Source organism: Microbacterium telephonicum (assembly GCF_003651225.1).
Taxonomy (GTDB): Bacteria; Actinomycetota; Actinomycetes; order Actinomycetales; family Microbacteriaceae; genus Microbacterium; species Microbacterium telephonicum.
In genome coordinates, this window is the sequence record NZ_RCDB01000003.1 from 836,392 (window position 1) to 850,239 (window position 13,848).

9 protein-coding genes are annotated in these 13,848 nt (G+C 69.5%); all 9 read right to left on the reverse strand.

What is annotated here, in order from left to right; genetic code table 11:
* Position 1: 1 nt before the first annotated feature.
* Positions 2–1,354, reverse strand: coding sequence for a sensor histidine kinase (locus tag C7474_RS13430; RefSeq protein ID WP_121060654.1), 1,353 nt, complete (start codon positions 1,352–1,354; stop codon positions 2–4).
* On the reverse strand, positions 1,351–2,073 hold the full coding sequence (locus tag C7474_RS13435) for a LytR/AlgR family response regulator transcription factor (protein WP_121060656.1): 723 nt from the start codon (positions 2,071–2,073) through the stop codon (positions 1,351–1,353). Before C7474_RS13435 ends, C7474_RS13430 begins: the two co-directional genes overlap by 4 nt.
* Positions 2,074–2,091: 18 nt before the next feature.
* On the reverse strand, positions 2,092–3,126 hold the full coding sequence (locus C7474_RS13440; protein ID WP_121060798.1) for a glycosyltransferase family 2 protein: 1,035 nt from the start codon (positions 3,124–3,126) through the stop codon (positions 2,092–2,094).
* Between the two features lie 17 nt (positions 3,127–3,143).
* Entirely contained in the window at positions 3,144–3,791 is a 648-nt protein-coding gene (locus C7474_RS13445; RefSeq protein ID WP_121060658.1) for a hypothetical protein, read from the reverse strand.
* Positions 3,791–6,220: a glycoside hydrolase family 3 C-terminal domain-containing protein gene (locus C7474_RS13450; RefSeq protein ID WP_241965248.1), complete on the reverse strand. Its 2,430-nt coding sequence runs from the start codon at positions 6,218–6,220 to the stop codon at positions 3,791–3,793. The genes C7474_RS13445 and C7474_RS13450 overlap by 1 nt, the downstream gene beginning before the upstream one ends.
* A gap of 237 nt (positions 6,221–6,457) precedes the next feature.
* Positions 6,458–9,421 (reverse strand): glycoside hydrolase family 3 protein, encoded by a 2,964-nt coding sequence (locus C7474_RS13455; RefSeq protein ID WP_241965249.1) that lies wholly within the window; start codon positions 9,419–9,421, stop codon positions 6,458–6,460.
* A gap of 135 nt (positions 9,422–9,556) precedes the next feature.
* Positions 9,557–9,991 carry a hypothetical protein gene (locus C7474_RS13460; RefSeq protein WP_121060664.1) on the reverse strand — a complete coding sequence of 145 codons (435 nt, stop codon included), beginning with the start codon at positions 9,989–9,991 and terminating at the stop codon, positions 9,557–9,559.
* A gap of 126 nt (positions 9,992–10,117) precedes the next feature.
* On the reverse strand, positions 10,118–12,481 hold the full coding sequence (locus tag C7474_RS13465) for a glycoside hydrolase family 3 N-terminal domain-containing protein (protein ID WP_121060666.1): 2,364 nt from the start codon (positions 12,479–12,481) through the stop codon (positions 10,118–10,120).
* 379 nt (positions 12,482–12,860) lie between these two features.
* The coding region (locus C7474_RS13470) for an HNH endonuclease signature motif containing protein (protein ID WP_241965250.1) at positions 12,861–13,848 on the reverse strand (988 nt) is incomplete at its 5' end.

The window sequence follows — 13,848 nt, forward strand, 5'->3', positions numbered from 1 at the left end:
ATCAGGTTAGGGTTGCCTTCCCTGCATGCACGCCGCCCCGCGCATCCTCACGCACCGGGAACAGCACGCGCAACGAGAACCACCGTTCGTCGGAGTGCACCGAGACGGCTCCGCCGTACGCGGCGGCCGCCGTCTCGATGTTGCGCAGACCGTAGCCGTGGCCCGGCCCCTGCTGTCGGGTCACGATGCGGTCGCCGTCGCGCAGCACGACGCCGTCGAAGGTGTTCTCGACGCGCACCATCACGAAGTCGTCCTGAGCGAACACCGCGAACTTGATCATGCGCAGCTTGCCCGTCGCCACGCGCGCCGCCCCCTCGATGGCGTTGTCGAGGGCGTTGCCGACGAGCGAGGTGAGTTCGAGCGGCCGCATGAACGACAGCAGCGCGCCGTCGGCGACGACCGAGACCTCGATGTCGCGCTCATGCGCGCGGGAGAGCTTCGCGGTGACGATCGCATCGAGCACGTGGTTGCCGGTGCGCACGACCGCGCCGTAGCGACGGATCGACTCCTCGAGGTCGTCGAGCATGCGCGATCGGGCCGACGCGTCCTGCTCGGAGCGGATCGCATCGAGGTGGTGCTTCATGTCGTGGTGCTTGCGGTTGACCTCGTCGATCGTGCGCCGCGTGATCTCGTACTGGTCGTGCTGACTGCGCAGCAGCTGCGCCATCGCCTCCGTGTCGCGGCGCGCCACCGCCTCCCGGTGGATGCGCAACTGCACGTGCAGCGCGATGAAGCCGCAGAGGTCGACGAGCGTGCGGATGTAGAGGATCTCGCTGCCGAACCGGCCGCTGAAGGGCGTGTCGGCACTGACGAAGCTGAGGTTGGAGATGCCGAAGGTCGCCGCCGCGATCGCCATGGCGCCCACCAGCTGCGCGCCCCCGACGTCGAAGCGCTCGTCGCGGCGGAACTGCCGGCGCTCCGCGTACCCGACGACGGCGAACACCACCGCGTACAGGGCGGCGGCCGACAGCAGGTCCGTCACCGGCTCGGTGCGGCTGCTGTAGAACCGGTCCATCTGCCAGTACCCGGATGCGGCGAGCTCGGCGAGCACGAAGGTGCGCGCGAGCACGAACCCGGCGCCGCGGGCGGTGGCATCCAGCCCGGCGAAGACGAAGCCGTACATCGTGCCGGCGGCGACCAGCATCCCGGGGATCCACCAGGCGATCGGCAGCGTGCCCGCCCACCACTGCACGCCGAGCAGGGCGACGAGGGCCAGCAGGCAGATCGCGACGGTGCCGGGCACGCGGAAGCGGCGGCGTGCGACGACGATGTACACGACGCACGCGCCCCACTCCGCGATCGCGGTGAGGTAGCGGGGGATCTCGGCGAGGACGGGTCCGGCGACGTCGTTCACGCGGAGATCCCGCGGGAGCCGACGTACTCGGCGAGCGCCGCGTAGAACTCGCGCTTGCGGGGCCGGCTGATCGGCAGGCGCCCGCCGCCTCGGATGCGGCAGTCGTTGCCGTCGATGCCGGTGACGTGCCGCAGGTTGACGAGCAGTCCGCTGTGGCAGCGCAGGAATCCCTGCTCGGCGAGTTCCGCATCCATGGCCTTCAGCGTCGTCGCGATGCTGAAGGTCTCGTCGAGCGTGTAGAGGTCGACGCGGTGGCGCACCGACTCGACGTAGCGGATGTCGTCGACGGCGATGCGGTGATGGGCGCCGTCGGTGGCGGTGAACAGCAGCTCGCGTCGCGGCCGGCGCTGCAGGCGCAGCAGGATACGCGACATCTCCTGCTCGAACGACGCGTAGGCGACGGGCTTGAGCAGGTAGCTCAGCGCGTCGACTTCGTAACCGCTGACGGCGTAGTGCGGCGAACTCGTGATGAAGACGATGATCACCTCGGAGTCGACCTCGCGGATGCGGCGCGCCGCCGTCATCCCGTCGACCCGCGGCATCTGCACATCCAGCAGCAGCACGTCCCAGTCGGGACGGTAGTCGGAGATCACGTCGGCGCCGTCGCGGAACGCGCCGATGTGGAAGCGCTCGCCGTGGTCGCGCTGGAAGCGGTCGAGGTGCGAGAGCAGCCGCTCGATGGCGGCCTGGTCATCCTCGACGATCCCGATCCGGATCATCCCCGCCTCCTCTCGGTGTCAGCTGAAGCCGACGACTCTCCGTGCGACATGGTAGGCGAGGTTCGTCGCCCGCCTTCCCGCCTGGCCCGGGAGATTGCTCGTCGCTCCGAGCAGGCTCCGCCGCATCCGCGTGTACAGCCACGGGTTCTCGGCGCGCACCTCGCGCCAGAACTCGTCGCGCAGGCGCAGGTGCATCGGCGTGCCGCCGCGGGCGAGCGTCGCGCTCGTGACGGCGCACACGCCCTCGAGGTGGTGCAGCAGCGCGCGGGCGAGCTGGCGGGGCACATCGCCACGGGCCACGTCGGCCTGGGCGGGGAGGGCCGCGAGGGCGAGCCGGTTGACGCGCAGCTGCTGGTCGACTCGGCGCACCATCACCTCGGGGGCGACGGACTGGCCGTCGCGGCCGATGAAGTAGCGGTACAGCGGCACCGGCAGGTAGCTCATCCGGCGCACGTGGGCGAGCGGCTGCACGACGAACAGGTTGTCGACGTAGAAGGTGTGCTCGGGCAGCACGAGGTCGGCGTCGCGCAGCACCTGGGTGCGGAAGACGATCGCGTGCATCATCAGCACCTGCCGACGGCCGAAGCGCTCGGTCTCGGACCAGTCGAAGACGCGCCCCTCGGGGAAGACCGAGTCGAACCGCGCGATCTTCGGCGTCTTGCCGGCACGCTCGTGGACGAAGTCGGTGAAGACCGCATCCGCCGTCTGACCGGTCAGCCGCAGCATGCCCAGGTGCGCGAGCAGCGCGCGCAGCGAGCGGATGTCGAGCCAGTCGTCGGCGTCGAGCACCTTGAGGAACTCGCCCCGGGCGGCGGCGAGGCCGGTGTTGATCGCACCGCCGTGGCCGCGGTTGTCCTGGTGGACGACGCGGATGCGCTCGGGCGACTGCGCCGCCCACTGTTCGGCGACCTCGCGGGTGCGGTCGGTCGAGCCGTCGTCGACGACGATCACCTCGACGCCCGCGACCGTACCGAGCTCGTCGAGCGCCCGGCCGAGGTACCCCTCGGCGTTGTAGGCGGGCACGACGATCGACAGCAGGGGCACGTCCTCCATCGTCGCAGGCACGGCGGTCACTTCCCGGCGCTCTCGGCCGGGGATTCGGCGACCTCCGCCTCGGCGAGCGGGGCGGCGGGGACCTGCCGGAAGATGACCTTGAAGATCGGGTAGAAGACCCAGAACGAGATCGCCGAGTTGATGATCATCGTGATGACGTCGGCGACGACCGAGCCGGTGGCGCCCCAGCCGAGGGTCTCCATGAAGAAGTCGTAGATCGGCGCCTTGTAGAAGCCCTGCGCGGCGGCGGCGATGAAGGTGATCACGACGTAGGCGATCGCGTACCAGAAGGCGGCGACCCAGATCGACGTGTTCGACTTGAACGTGATGTTGCGCTGCAGGAAGAAGTTGATCACCTGGGCGATCAGCAGCGTGATCTGCACCGCGAGGAAGTAGGCCAGGCCGCCGCCGCCTCCGGGGAGGGGACCGGCGGCGTAGTCGAACATGTAGTACTGGCTGCCGTCGACGTTGGAGCCGACCGGCAGCACCTGGAAGCCGACGTCGGTGAGCTCGGTGAAGGTCGCGAACGCCCAGCGGAAGATCGGCATGAGCGCGAGCTGCAGCACGGTGACGCCGTTGGAGAGCAGGAAGAACATGCCGAACTTCGAGAGCTCGGGGTGCTTCTGCTGGAACCCGGCCCACCAGGTCGCGATCTTGGTGAACATCAGGCACTCCTGTTCGTGGCAGCGGCGTCGAACGCCTTCTTGGTCGCCTTCTCCTCGCGCCGGCCGCCGAAGTAGGCGGCGACGACGGCGCCGAGCCCGCGGAACGTACGGCCGTTGACGAGGGTGAGGACGGCGGCGGTGAGCCGGCTCGTGGCGAGCCCCCCGCTCATCTTCGAGATGACCCGGAACGGCCCGTTCAGCAGGAACAGGATGTTCAGGTCGGGCTTTCCGGCGGCCTCGGCCCTGCGGCGACGGCCGTCGAGGATGCGGAACGCGAACCGCGCGAGCGCGCTGCGCGCCTCCGACAGCCTGTCCATGGGGTCGTTCTCGCCGAGGGGTCCACTCCCCCATCCGGATGCCGGAACGGCGCGTCCCAGCATCCGTGCGAAGTCGGCGTCCCCCACCGCAGCCGCGGGCACGGCGACCGCGGCGGCGTCGGACGTCTCGGCTAGGGTGACCCCGTCTCGGGTGACGACCGCCCGCAGGCGGTCGGTGCGGGCGTCGGAGCCGATGACGACCTCGTAGTCGCCCGCCTCCACCTGCCAGGCGTCGGCGACGGTGTCGAAGGAGCGGAACGTGCGATCGGTGAACGGCAGCGTGACGCGCTGTGCGGCGCCGGCGGCGAGTCGCACCTTCGCGTAGCCCTTGAGCTCGCGCACCGGGCGGGCGAGCGCGGCGGGGCTGACGCGGGCGATGTACAGCTGCACGACGTCGGCGCCGTCGCGCTCGCCGATGTTGGTCACCGTCACGTGGGCGCCGGTCTCGTCCACGACGAGGTCGGAGTACGCGAACGACGTGTACCCGAGGCCGAAGCCGAAGGGGAAGGCGACGGGTACGTCGGCGGTCTCGTAGTAGCGGTATCCGACGTACGGGCCCTCGCGGTACTCGGCGGTGCGCGCGACGCTCGGGAAGACGCCGGCGGCGGGGGTGTCGGCCAGGGCGACCGGCATGGTCTCTGCCAGGCGACCGCCGGGCTCGACGGCGCCGGTGAGCACGTCGACGATCGCCTCGGCACCGGCCTGGCCGCCGAGGTACGCGTGCAGGAGGGCGGCCGCATCCATCGCCCAGGGCGTCTCGACGACGCCGCCGGCGCTGAGGACGACGACGGTCTGCGGGTTGGCCTTGCGCACCTCGTGCAGCAGGCGCACCTGCTCGGCGGGGAGGGCGAGGTCGGACCGATCGAGCCCCTCCGACTCGGCGATCTCGGGCAAGCCCAGCGCGAGCACGGCGACGTCGGCGCGGGCGGCGAGCGCGACGGCCTCGAGGTGGAGCGTGTCGTCGCGCACACCGTCGCGGCGGAAGCCCTCGGCGACACCGGTGAGGGTGAGGCCCGAGGCGCGCACCGCGACCTCGAGCGTCGGCACACGGGTCGCGTTGACCAGCGACGAGCCGGCGCCCTGGAACCGGGGCACCGTCGCGAAGGCGCCGATGAGCGCGACGGAGGTGCCGGCGGCCAGCGGCAGGAGGTCGGCCTCGTTGCGCAGCAGCACGGCCGATTCGGCGGCCGCGCGGCGGGCGAGGGCGTGGTGGGCGTCGAGGTCGACGCTCGCGCGCGGCGCGGCGGTCACACGGCGGACGAGGTCGACCAGCTCGGCCACACGGGCGTCGAGGTCGGCGACGGCGAGCGCGCCCGACTCGACGGCGGCGACGATCTGGCGCACCGAGTCGAATCCGGGCGAGGGCATCTCGAGCGTGCCGCCGGCGGCGACGGCCGCGACGGCGTCGTTGCTGCCGCCCCAGTCCGAGATGACGGCGCCGTCGAAGCCCCATTCGCCCCGCAGGATGTCGAGCAGCAGGTGCGGGTGCTCGTGGGCGTACGTGCCGTTGACGAGGTTGTACGACGACATGATCGCCCACGGGGCCGCCTCGCGTACGACGATCTCGAAGGCGGTGAGGTAGATCTCGCGCAGGGTGCGCTCGTCGACGACGGAGTCGCTGACCATGCGGCGCAGCTCCTGGCTGTTGACCGCGAAGTGCTTGGGGGTGGCGGCGACGCCCTCCGACTGGATGCCGCGCACATACGCGGCGGCGAGGCGGCCCGACAGCTCGGGGTCTTCGGAGAAGTACTCGAAGCTGCGTCCGCCGAGCGGGCTGCGCTTGATGTTCAGGCCGGGGCCGAGCAGCACGCCGACGCCCTGCGAGGAGGCCTCGCGGCCGAGGGCGGCGCCGATCTCCTCGGCGAGTGCGTCGTCCCAGCTGCCGGCGACGGTGGCCGCGGTCGGGAAGCAGGTCGCCGGCTCCGAGCCGTTGATGCCGAGGTGGTCGGCCGAGCCGACCTGCTTGCGCACGCCGTGCGGACCGTCGGCGAGCCAGACGGCGGGGATGCCGGCGCGCTCGACGGCGCGCGTCTGCCAGGTGTTCGCGCCACTGAGCAGCGCCGCCTTCTCGATGAGGCTGAGGCTCGCGACGATCGCGGGGGTGTCTTTCACGATGGGTCTCTCTGCGGGAGGGCCCCGCCATCGGGGCCGACGACTCGGCTCATTCCGATCGTCATGTTCATTCCAGCCGGTCGTGCGGGGCCGCATGGCCGGACTGCGCAACCTGTCGGTTTGCCTGGACATTCTGCGGACCCGGAAGGGGCGAGGCCCTCCCCGCTCGTTGGAGCAGGGAGGGCCTCGCGATGTGGACCCCGGGCCGGCGAGCAGACGTCCGCCCGGGACCACGGCTTACCGCAGGGTGACCGTGCTGCGGGCGTTGTGACGTCGCACGCGCAGGATCACCATCACGATGCCGCCGACGATCAGCAGTCCCACCACCGAGGTGATGATGATCTGCCACACGACCCATGCCGGGGGCGTGTACGAGACCGTGGCGCCGGGGGCGAGCCCGTCCATCGCGTTGGAGTTGGCGACCGTGAACAGGATGTTGTGGGTCGCGGTGCGGATGTCGGTGACCGCCTTGGCCGAGGAGGAGTCGTTGAACGACTTCGACGGCTGGAAGGTCAGCATCAGGTCCGAACCCGCGTTGATGCCCTCGTTGGGGTTCATGTACGGGTACAGGTTGAAGTCGGTGATGCCGAAGCCCTCGAAGCCCCACTCGCCGCGCAGCACGGTGTCCATGAGGGCGACCGATCCACCGGCCCACGTGGCACCGATGCGGTTGAACGAGCTCATGATCCCGGCGGCGCCGATCGTCGTCTCCGAGACGGTGCCCTCGGTGTCCGAGAGGTACTTCACATCCATCGAGATGTTCTTGACGGCGATCTCGAAGGGCTTCAGGTAGACCTCGCGGAGGGTCTGCTCGGTGGCCCAGGTGGCGATGCCGTTGTTGACGCGGTTCGTCTCCTGCTCGTTGAGCGCATAGTGCTTGATCATCGTGTAGACGCCCTTGGTTCCGACGCCGTTGGCGACGGCGGTGAGCATCTTGCCCGACAGCAGCGGGTCTTCCGAGTAGTACTCGAAGTTGCGGCCCGCGAACGGCGACCGGTGCAGGTTCACCGCGGGGGCGTACCAGCCGTTGATGTTCTTGAACATCGCCTCGTTGCCGAGCATGATGCCCATCTGCGTGCCGAGGTCGACATCCCACGTCTGCGCGATGAGCACCTCGGACGGGTAGGCGGTGCCGTTGATCTCGGAGTTGATGAACGACGAGAACCCGGCGGGGCCGTCCGGCTCGAGGGTCTGCGGCTTGCCGATCGACCCGATCGCGGCGGTCTGGTAGGCGCCGTTGAGCAGCATCGCGGTCATGTCGCCGACGCTGAGCGAGTCGAGGATCTCGTCCCACTTCGGGTCGTCCTTCGGCAGGCCGCGCATGTCGATGAGCGACAGGTCGCTGCCGGCGCCGGTCGTGGGCATCTCACCCTCGAACGCCGCGGCCTCCCCCTCGTGGTCCCAGACCGCGAAGCCTTCGGCCACCGCGTCGTCGGCGACGAGCATGTCGCCGGTGGGCGCGGTCGGGAAGGTGCCGGCGAAGTCGGCGCGGGAGAACACCGGGATCTTGCCCGCCTCATCGGTCGTCGTGAACTGCGCCGACACGTCGTCGAACTGGTTCGTGACGGCCTCGACGTCGCTCGCGCGGTGGTCGTCGCCGGCGTAGACGACGTCCTCGGCCACCGTGTAGGTGATCGGGGCGGTGCCGGCGGCGATCGTGTGCGAGTCGTCGCGGACGCTCAGTTCGTAGTCTCCGGCCTCGAGCACGTACGCCTGCTCGTCGAGGTAGTCGTACGAGGCCATGTCCTCGACGGCGACCTCGATCGTGACCGACTCGGTCGCGCCGGGCGCGATCTCGCCGGTCTTGGCGAACCCGCCGAGCACGACGGCCGACTTCTCGATGCCGCCGGGGGTGTACGGGGCGGAGTAGTACAGCTGCACGACGTCGCGGCCTGCGACGGCACCGGTGTTGGTGACGTCGACCGTGACGGCGATCGTGCCGTCGGTGTCGCCGAGCTGCGTGTCCGAGACCGCCCAGGCGAAGTCGGTGTAGCTCAGGCCGTAGCCGAACGGGTACACGACGGCCTGGTCGTAGTCGATGAAGCCCTCGACGGCGGCCGTCTCGTAGTAGCGGTAGCCGAAGTAGATGCCTTCGGCGTAGTTCACGAACGGCGCCTCGTCGGTGACGGTCGCGTTCGACGTGGCCGACTCGGTGATGGCCACCGGGTAGCTCGGGTTCACGTTCTCGTAGAGGAAGTTCCCGAAGTTGACGAACGTCGGGTCGGCGGTGAAGTCCGCCGCCCACGTGTCGACGGTGCGGCCCGACGGGTTCACGTCACCGTTGAGGATGCGGCCGAGCCCGTTGAACGCGGTGGCACCGGGGGAACCCGCGAGCAGGATCGCGTCGACGCCGGCGTCGTTCTGCAGGTCGCCGAGCTCGAGCGTCGTCGACGCGTTGATGACGACGACGACCTTCTCGAAGTTCTGCTTCGCGAGCTCCAGCAGGTCGCGCTCGTCCTTGTTGAGCTCGAGCTGGTGCTGCCCGGGGGCGGCGTTGTCGTCCCAGCCGGTCATGTCCTGCGTCAGGTCGCCGCCCTCGCCGCCGGGACGGCCGATGAAGATCACCGCGGCGTCGCCGAACTGCGAGAACGTCGAGGCCTGCGCCTCGTACCCGGCCACGGGCATCTCGCCGATGTTGTAGGTGGAGATGTCGGGGCGGTCCATCTCGATGTAGCCGCGCGGGTTCTCGGCGGCGAACGCCTCGATCGCGGCGTAGGTCGGGTCGTTGACCGTGAAGCCGGCGTTCTCCAGGCCGACACGGGCCGTGACGGCCGAGTTGGTGTCGACCGAGCCAGAACCGGAGCCGCCGTAGACGGGGTCGGCGGCGGCGCGACCGAGCATCGTCAGCTGCGCGCCGGAGCTCAGCGGCAGCGCCGCATCCGTGTTCTTCGCCAGGACGATGCCGCCGGCGCCGATCTGCTCGACGAGGTCGAGCGAGGCCGCGTCGACGTCTTCGAGGCTGTCGTAGTCGGCCTCGTAGTAGTCGGTGTCCCAGTCCTCGGACGCCTCGGAGTTGGTGAACGTGTACGTGCCCGAGCCGAGCTGGGAGGCGATCCACCCGGTCGCGACGTTCATCGCGACGTTCGCGACGACGGTGATGACCGTCACGAGCGCGAGCACGGGGATCCAGATCGCGAGGTACTTCTTGTTGGACATCGGCGCTTTGGCGCGGGCCCTGTCCTTGGGCTTTCGGGCGTTCACGTCTCGTCTCCTTCGGTGATGTGAATGCAGGTGCTGCGGATGCTGCGGCGGCGTGCTGCTGCTGCGGCGGGATGCCGGGAAGGCGGAGCCGCCGGATCGTGGCGCGGTGCGCTCACACGATCCGGCGGCACGGGGTCACTTGACTTCGGTGATGTTCCCGTCCTGGTCGATCTGCCAGGTCTGGCCGGTCTCGGCCGACTCCGCCTCGATGACGTACGCGGTGCCGTCGATGTTGACGGTGCCGGTGACGCGCTTGGCGGCATCCGACTTGACGAACGGCATGACGAGCATGCCGTACTTCTCGGTGGGCTGCTTGACGTCGGCGGCGAGCATGATCTGCGTGGAGCCGGGCTTGGCTTCGAGGCCGTCGACGACGGCCTGGCGGGCGGCCTCGAGGTCGGTGGTCACGTCGCTCTCGCTCGACTGCACGCTCGAGCCCTCCGAGCTTGTCGAGCCGGTCGAGCTGCCGGAGTTCGCGGAGGTGTCGGATGCGCACCCGGCGAGGCCGAAGGTGCCCGAGGCGAACACGACGGCGGCGAGGATGCCGGCGCGGATCTTGTTGCTGTTCATGGTTTCTGCTCCTTTATTGTCTCGGTTCGGGCGCGGCCGACCGAAGTGCGGGGGGGTGGCGGCGCACGAGGCGCCGGTGCGGCCCGGTCGTGGCGGCGGATGCCGACCACGACCGGGCCGGTGGGGTCACTCGGAGATCACGCCCGAGAAGTTGAGGCCGAAGCCGAACTTCCAGTCGTTGCCGGCGGAGTCGACCCACGTGATCATGTCCTCGCCGACGTCCTCCTGCTGCGCCTCGACGGCATCCATGTCGAGCGGGAAGCCGATGGGCAGACGGCCCTGGGGCTCGTGGGCGCCCGAGGCGACGGTCAGCGTGGCCTGGTCGCTCACGCCGAAGCCGATGAGCACGGCGTTCGACTTCGCCTCGAACTCGGCCGGGACGACCGGGTTGTTGGCCTTGACGATCGTGATGACGGGGATGTCGCCGCCCGCGGCCTCGACGGCCTCGATCGCCCGGTTGAAGGCGTCGATGTCGGCTTCGTTCGAGATGCGCGAGGTGTTGCCGAAGTACGAGCGGTTCTCCTTCGTGCCGTCGGCGAGGGTGTCGCCGCCGATCGAGGTCTTCCGGACGTTGTCACCGTCGGCCGTGTAGGGAGCCCACTGCAGCGAGAACGGGTACCACTGGCCCGTGTCCGCATCCTTGCCGGCCGCCGAGAACGGGTTGCCGTTGTTCGGCGAACGCAGGCCGACGAGCACGGCGTCGACGCCGGTGAGGTCGGGCGCGGTCATCGAGACGACCTTGCCGTCCGCGTCGAGCTCGACGGTGTCGGTGAGCACCTCGCCGAAGATCTCCTTGGCGGCGTCCACGCTGAGCGTGTCGTTCTCGGTGTACTCCGGCGGGCCGAACAGACCCGAGGTGCCCACGTCGAAGGTGTGCGGGATGTAGACGGTCTTGTCGGACCAGTCCGCGTCGGCCGACACGGTGCCGTCGTTCTTGACCATCACGACCGAGTCGAGCTGCGCGTCGAAGCCCGCCTTCACGTTCTCCGCGCTGCCGACGACCTCCTTCGAGTGCTCGAGGTCGATGAAGGGGCTGTCGAACAGGCCCGGCGCGAAGTAGGCGGTCAGGATGCGGGCGCCGGACTCCTGCCAGCGGGTGTCGGCATCCACGTCCACCTCACCGGCGGCGAAGCGCTCGTTCCACAGGGCGTACGCCTCGTTGATGTGGGTCGCGTCGTTCACGCCGCCGAACATGTCGACGCCGTTCTTGAGCACGGTGTAGTAGCGCTCGGCGGGGTCGGTTCCCTCGGCGCCCCAGCCGGTCGCGATGAATGCTCCTTCGTCGCCGGGAGCCGACATGACACCCCAGTCGGTGACGATGGCGCCTTCGAAGCCGATCTCGTCGCGGATGTACGAGAGCGTCTCCTCGTTGTACGCCGTGCCGACCGCCTCGTCGCCGAAGAGCGGGTTGCCTTCGCCGTCGAGCTGGATCGAGTAGTTCGTCATCATGCCGAGCGAGTCCTTCGCGGCCGTGAAGACCGAGGCGTGCTCGTCGAGGTTGTCGCCGGGGAACACACCGTACTTGCCCACGGCCGTGTGCGACTCGCGGCCGCCTTCGCCCGCACCGTCACCCGGCGCGTGCTTGATGGTCGTCGGCACCGATTCCAGGCCCCAACCGAGGTTCTTGCCGTCCTCGTCGTAGGTGCTCTGGAAGCCCGTCACGTACGCGGCGGCGAGCTTCTGGGCCAGCTCGGCGTTCTCGCCGAGTGTGCCCGAGACGCGCAGCCAGCGCGGCTCGCTCGCGAGGTCGATCTGCGGGCTGAGGGCGTTCGAGATGCCGAGGGCACGGTACTCCTCGGAGGCGACGCGACCGAACTCCTCGACGGTCTCCTCGGAGAAGGTGGAGGCGAGGCCCAGCACCGACGGCCAGAGCGACACTCCCGACGCCGCACCCGTGTAGTCCGAGCCGGACTGGGCCTCGGAGCGCGGGTCGGAGGAGAAGTTCGCGGGGATGTAGGGACGGTCCTCGCTCGCGAGCGTCTCGACGTAGGCCTGCATCGCGTTGACCCACGTGACGTTCTCGTCGACGTCGGAACCGCCGGCGTTGAGCACGTTGCGCAGGTTCGACTCGTCGAGGTACGTCTTCTGGGCGTCGGTGAGACCGTCGCCGGGCGAGCGTTCGTGGGAGCTGAAGAGCATGAGACCGGAGATCTGCTCGGCAGTGAGGGTCTTCGCATACGCGGCGGCACGCTCGGTCGCCTCCAGGCGCCAGTCCTCGAAGGGGTCGAGTTCGCCGTCGGCGTCGAGGTCCTTGAACGCGAGCGTGTCGTTCCCGTCCTTGACCTCGATGACCTCCATCGCACCGTCGGCGGCGTAGGACAGCGTCGCCCCGCCGTTCGGGTTCTCGACGATCACGAAGTCGGTCGAACCGTCCGACGCGTCGCGGGTCGTGTAGGTGGCTGCTTCATCCGCGCCGGTGCAACCGGCCAGGGTGATCGCGAGACCGAAGCCGGTCACGACCGCGATCCACTTCTTTGGCAGGGCCTTCATTGGCCTATCCCTTTCCTCATCGAGTGACACCCGCACGCGCCATGCGTGTGGATGCTGGCCCCGCCTCTGGGGCCGTCGCCTCGACCGTCCACGGGGGACGGTTGGTGCTGAATCGATGGTTCCGCCCGGGCCGATCCGGCTCCGGGCCGACCGCACGATCGGTCGTTTCCGTCGCATGTTCTGTCACCCGCACCCGGAAATCCCCGGGTTCCGTGACCTTTCCGTGACCTGCACGAGAGGGAGGCTGCGCGCGCCCCCGGTCGTTGAGCGAGGAGCGTAGCGACGAGTCGAAACGCGCCGAGCCCGGCACCGATGTGGGGTGCGCGGGTTTCGATACGCGCGCTGTGCGCGCTACTCAACCACCGTTGGGTGCGGGGCGTCAGAAGGGTGCCGGCTCGAGGGATTCTGCGCTGGCGGGTGGGGTGGCAGGGGTGAAGGTCACGGGAGGCATGGGGGCGTCTTCGCGGTAGGTCCTGCCGAGGGGTGAGGTCCATTCCAGGACACCACCCGGGTGTTGTCGGACCCGCCACCTCGTGAATTGCTTCATCGAGTGGTGTCGTTGGCACAGGTGGGCGAGGTTGCCGAGGGTGGTGGGGCCGCCGAGGGCGTGGTCGATGGTGTGGTCGATCTCGCACCGGATCGCCGCCCTCCGGCACCCCGGGAACCGGCAATGCTGATCCCTCGCCCGAAGGAACCGGCGTTGCGACCAGGCGGGACGGTACGCGTCGATCGCGATCACCGACCCACGCACCGGGTCCGTCAACAACCGCGTCAACGACGGGGACTGTTGTGCGAGGCATCGGGCGGAGTCTGCGTCGATCGGGGAACGACCCACCAGATCAGCCGGACCCTCATCCACACCCACCAACGTGAGCGCCGGGACGACCACTTGCACCTGGGCGCGGATCGACCCGAGGGTGCCGGGCTGATCACCGGTCGCGGTCGGGTCGAGGGCGGGCGTCCCGGCGAGGAGCAGGTCGGTGAGCACGTCGGCGCGGACCGCGTCGATCCCGCGCTCATCCCCGTCTTCCGGGTCGCGGGCGTCGATCACGGCCTGCGCCTGCTGAGTCAGCCGGTCGAGGATCCCGTCCCCGATCACCGTCGGGACGGTCGCGACCACGTCGCACATCCCATCCCGCCCCGGAAACACACGCACGCACCGCCCGGCGGCCGCATCTTGATGGCGTTCGGTGAAGCTGCGGTCGGTGAACCGTTCCGCGAGGAGCTGCAGGATCGGGCGGAGCCGGTTCGGGGTGCGGCCCTCACACTTCTCGATCGCTTCAGCCTCGAACTCGGCCCGACGATGAGTGGGGACGACGTCACCGGCATCCGTGATGACCTGAACCTGGCCCTTCGTGATCCGGCCA

What these genes read in the sequence shown, in the direction of transcription:
- C7474_RS13445 (WP_121060658.1), bottom strand. Translation starts at nt 3,791, where the DNA reads ATGTTCACCAAGATCGCGACCTGGTGGGCCGGGTTCCAGCAGAAGCAC.
- C7474_RS13460 (WP_121060664.1), bottom strand. Translation starts at nt 9,991, where the DNA reads ATGAACAGCAACAAGATCCGCGCCGGCATCCTCGCCGCCGTCGTGTTC.
- C7474_RS13440 (WP_121060798.1), bottom strand. Translation starts at nt 3,126, where the DNA reads ATGGAGGACGTGCCCCTGCTGTCGATCGTCGTGCCCGCCTACAACGCC.
- C7474_RS13435 (WP_121060656.1), bottom strand. Translation starts at nt 2,073, where the DNA reads ATGATCCGGATCGGGATCGTCGAGGATGACCAGGCCGCCATCGAGCGG.
- C7474_RS13465 (WP_121060666.1), bottom strand. Translation starts at nt 12,481, where the DNA reads ATGAAGGCCCTGCCAAAGAAGTGGATCGCGGTCGTGACCGGCTTCGGT.